The sequence below is a fragment of the Mesorhizobium sp. M7A.F.Ca.AU.001.01.1.1 genome (assembly GCF_004022735.1).
GTDB classification, from domain to species: Bacteria; Pseudomonadota; Alphaproteobacteria; order Rhizobiales; family Rhizobiaceae; genus Mesorhizobium; species Mesorhizobium ciceri.
Map to the genome: position 1 here is coordinate 1 of NZ_RZPF01000648.1, position 3,777 is coordinate 3,777.

Here is a 3,777-nt window from a genome sequence, read left to right on the forward strand (position 1 = left end):
GCGCGCCGGCTGCCTGTTGCCGTATCGCCAGTGGCGGCGGCAACAGGTCGATCATCGGAAAGCTGATCCAGCGGCAATCGGTTGTCGCCGGCTTTTCGAGTTCGGCGGCGAGGTCGATGACCGTGCCGAAGCTGTTGGCCTCGCTTGCCGTGGGAAAGCGCCCGAGAAAGACACCTTCGGCAATCGCCACCTGGGGGGCAAGATTGCGCGTCCAGGCCCATATGTTTGCCCTGGCGCCGAGGCGATAAGGCAAGAGCAGGACACGGCTTGCAAGCGTCATGCTGCCATCGGCGGATTTCTGGAACACTTTTTCGCCTGCCCCTGCATAGGCGAGGGTGACGATGGCCAGCGCCAGCGCCGGCCAAAGCAGGAAGAGCGCGACGGCGCAAACGTAGGCACCGAGCGCGGCACCGGCCAGCGCGAGGACGGCGCCCATAGCGTAGAACCGCGCCAGCCGCCGCGCTTTCGCATCGTTGGTCAGCCGGAAGCCTGCAAACGGCAATGCGCCGCTGCGCGGAAACAGCCACAGCGCAAAGAACCCGAGCAGCGCGCCGGTCGGGATGTCGATGAAGTGATGCTGCCAGGTCGTCAGCACCGAGGCGCCGATCAGAAAGCACCAGCCGTGCCAGAGCGGCAGGAGCAACCCGCCGAGCCGGTGGCGCCAATGATCCCAGATGATCGCCAAAAGGGCGATGTGCAGCGAGGGGGCCTGGTTGAACGGCTTGTCGAAACCGCCGAGCACGGCAAACAGGAAGCCGGGCAGGCCGGTCGTCGCCGGCCGCACGAATGTAGCGGTCAGCGGGAACAGGATGAAGCAGATAACGGCGACGATTTGCGCGGTGAGATAGCGTCCGGCCAGACGGTCGACCCCTTGCCTGTCGTTGTTGAGCAGCAGCGACAGGCCGTAGAACAGGTTGATCGACCAATAGGGCACGATGGTCCAGGCGACGAACGGGATGCCGTGCTCCCACGAGAACACGATACTGCCGACATCGTCGCGCCGCGACGCCAGCCAGTTGGCGAAGCCGTAGCTGAGATAGAAGAACGGCGCCAGGAAGGCCAGCCACAGGGCTGCCCTGACGACCACCCGGCTATAGGGTTCGGCACGCGCCACGGATGCAGGCGATGACACCATGCTGCTCAGCGGCGCCGCGCGAGCGAGACGGTGAAGATGCCCCATTGGTCGATGCGCTGGTCGAGCTTTTCGAAACCGGCGGCTTCGACGAACTGGTCCATTTCGCCTTGCGTGCGCCGGCGCATCACCCAGGCCTCGCCGCCGCGATGCGAGGTCAGGCTGCGGGCGATCATCTCGAGCTGCGGGTGCCAAGGCTGGTTGGTGTAGAGCAACAGGCTGCCCGGCTGCATGGCGCTGGCCAATCCACCGAGCGACCGGGCGATCATCGCATTGTCCGAGAATAGCTCGTAGAGGCCGGAAACGATGGCGAGGTCCGGCGCCGGATCGGCGTTGGCGAGCACGTCGGCATCGAAAGCGTCGGCGCGCTGGAACGTGACGTCAGCCGGCAATTGCCGCTCCGTGATCAGCTTGCGGCCAAGCTGCACGTTGAGGTCGGAATAATCCTGCAGACGCACGCTCGCCGGCTGGTCGGGGCTCTTCACGATGGCATCGAGAACATAGCGGCCGTGGCCGGCGGCGATGTCGAGAATATGCACTGGCCGGCCAGTGGTCTTGAGCGTTGCCAGGCAAGAGCCGATCAGTTCTTCGAGATGCAGCTTGCGCTGGCGGATGCCGCGCCAGCCGATAGCTTCCAGGAAGACACGGTCGACGACGCGGCCAAGGGGCGTAAGTCCGCGCGCGTCGTTTTCGTAGACATAATCCAGCGTCGAGCCGGAATCGAAGCCGGTGGCAATGCCGGTCTTCATGCCTTGGGAGACCCAGGCGCCCATGCGGATGGAGGCGCGGCTGAATGCCCAATAGAGGCCCTTTGGCGACATCAACGCGAGCGGTGAAGCAAGCCGGTCGGCCTCGTCGCGTGTGTAGCCGGCAATGTCCGCCTGCTTCAGGTCGACCGGCGCATCCGGTGCCGCGAACTGCCTGGCCAGGAACGGCCGGATCAGGTCGAGGGCCTTTGCCCGGTCGCGTTCGCCCAGCGTGTCGTGGAAGAAGCCCGGCAGCACATGACGTTCCTTGATGCGGCTGCCGAGATTGACGAAGAACTCGTGCTGCGGGCCGTGGCGCACGACCCAATCGCTGCCCGAAAGCAGAAGCTGCGTCGGCGCGGTGATGGCGCGGGCGTCCGCAACGATGCGGGCTGCATGCTGATAGAGTTCGACCAGGATGTTGGAAGCGATCGGCCGCGTGATCAGTGGATCGCTCTCGAAAGAGGCGATTCGCACGGGATCATGGGTCAGGAATTTCGCCTTGACGTAGGAATTGACGAAGAAGCGGCCCTTGATCTTCTGCCAGAGCGCTATGCCCTCCTTGGCGAAGGGCACGTAGAGTTTTACCGAGAAGGCCGGTGAGGCCAGCACCATGGCGCGCAGCTTCGGCGCATAGTCATGCACCCAGGCGGCGGCCAGAACGGCGCCGAAGGACTGCGCGATCAGCGCGATATCGCGCGTGGCGAAGCCATCCCTTTCAGCGATCTCGCGCATGAAGCAGTCGATGTCGCGCACCAGCGCCGAGAAGGACGGGGCATAGCCGCGCTCGCCGGACGAACGGCCATTGCCGCGGGCATCCCAGGCATAGAAGGCGTGGTCCGGCATCCGCAATTCATCGACGAGATGGGCCATGCGGCCGCCATGCTCGTGGCCGCGATGGAAGAGCACCATCGCGCCTTTGGCATCGGCCGAAGCCGCCGGCCAGAATCGGTAGAAGATCTCCGTCCCGTCATGGCTGCGGAAGACCCGCTCCTGCGCTTGCCGCGCAAGGCTTTCCGTGGCCGCGGCGGCGACCGGTTCGTGCATCATGGTCTTTCCCTCTGGCGGCCCCACTGGCGGCATGGCGAGCCTCGATGCTCAGCTGGCGCTGCCAATAAGCCCGGCGCGTATCCGGTTTATGGCGGTCAGCAGCGAAAGCGTTGCCATGGCCGGAAACACAAATGGCGCGATCGATGCCGGCCACAGCCCTGGGGCGCACAGCACGGCGACGACGCCAAGCGCCAGCGCCCTGTCGCTCTTGCCGAACGGCCCGGCATAGTTGCGGCCGATCTTGGCGGCGATGCCGAGCACGCCGGCAAACTCGGTCAGCACCGCCGATATTGCGAAGGCGACGACGCCCCATGCGCCAAATTCCGGAAAGACGGCAAAAGGCAAGATCAGCGCGAGGTCCGAAACGACGTCGCACAACTCGTTAAGATACATGCCGAGCGTCGAGGCTTGGCCATGCTCGCGCGCCAGCATGCCGTCCACGGCATTCAGCGCCATGCGCACGAACATCACCACGGGGATAAGCAACAGCAGCCAGCGCCATTCATGCCGGATCGCAATGGCCGCGCCGGCGGCTATCGACATCGCGGCCGCCAGGATGGTTATGCTGTTTGCGGTGACCCCGATGGCCGCCAGCCGATTGACCAGCGGCCGCAGTCGGCCCTGGAAGGCCGGCTTGAGAGCGTAAAGCGTCGGCATTGCGTTGATCCCCCGATCCTGTTCAGCGGCTGTACATCAATATGCCAGACGCGACCAGCGGAGAGGCGGCGCGGCCATCATGCGTTCGCAAATCGATAACCATGATTGGCCCGGCAAAGCTGTCATGCACATTTGTCGGCTTTGTGTGCACTGCGGCACCTTGAATAGTGAGCACGCTTATTATATATCCCG

At 64.5% G+C, this 3,777-nt stretch carries 3 protein-coding genes; all 3 read right to left on the reverse strand.

What is annotated here, in order from left to right; genetic code table 11:
- Positions 1 to 1,135: phosphatase PAP2 family protein (locus tag EN884_RS29000; RefSeq protein WP_164895213.1), on the reverse strand; the 1,135-nt coding region annotated here is incomplete at its 3' end.
- Positions 1,136 to 1,140: 5 nt separating this feature from the next.
- The gene (locus EN884_RS29005) at positions 1,141 to 2,928 is read right to left on the reverse strand and encodes a bifunctional alpha/beta hydrolase/class I SAM-dependent methyltransferase (RefSeq protein WP_181172674.1); all 1,788 of its coding nucleotides are present in this window, start codon (positions 2,926 to 2,928) and stop codon (positions 1,141 to 1,143) included.
- Positions 2,929 to 2,976: 48 nt separating this feature from the next.
- Entirely contained in the window at positions 2,977 to 3,585 is a 609-nt protein-coding gene (locus EN884_RS29010) for a CDP-alcohol phosphatidyltransferase family protein (RefSeq protein ID WP_063167716.1), read from the reverse strand.
- Between the last annotated feature and the right edge of the window lie 192 nt (positions 3,586 to 3,777).

Excerpts from the sequence above, each read along its gene's own strand:
- EN884_RS29005 (WP_181172674.1), bottom strand. The coding sequence starts at position 2,928 with ATGATGCACGAACCGGTCGCCGCCGCGGCCACGGAAAGCCTTGCGCGG.
- EN884_RS29010 (WP_063167716.1), bottom strand. The coding sequence starts at position 3,585 with ATGCCGACGCTTTACGCTCTCAAGCCGGCCTTCCAGGGCCGACTGCGG.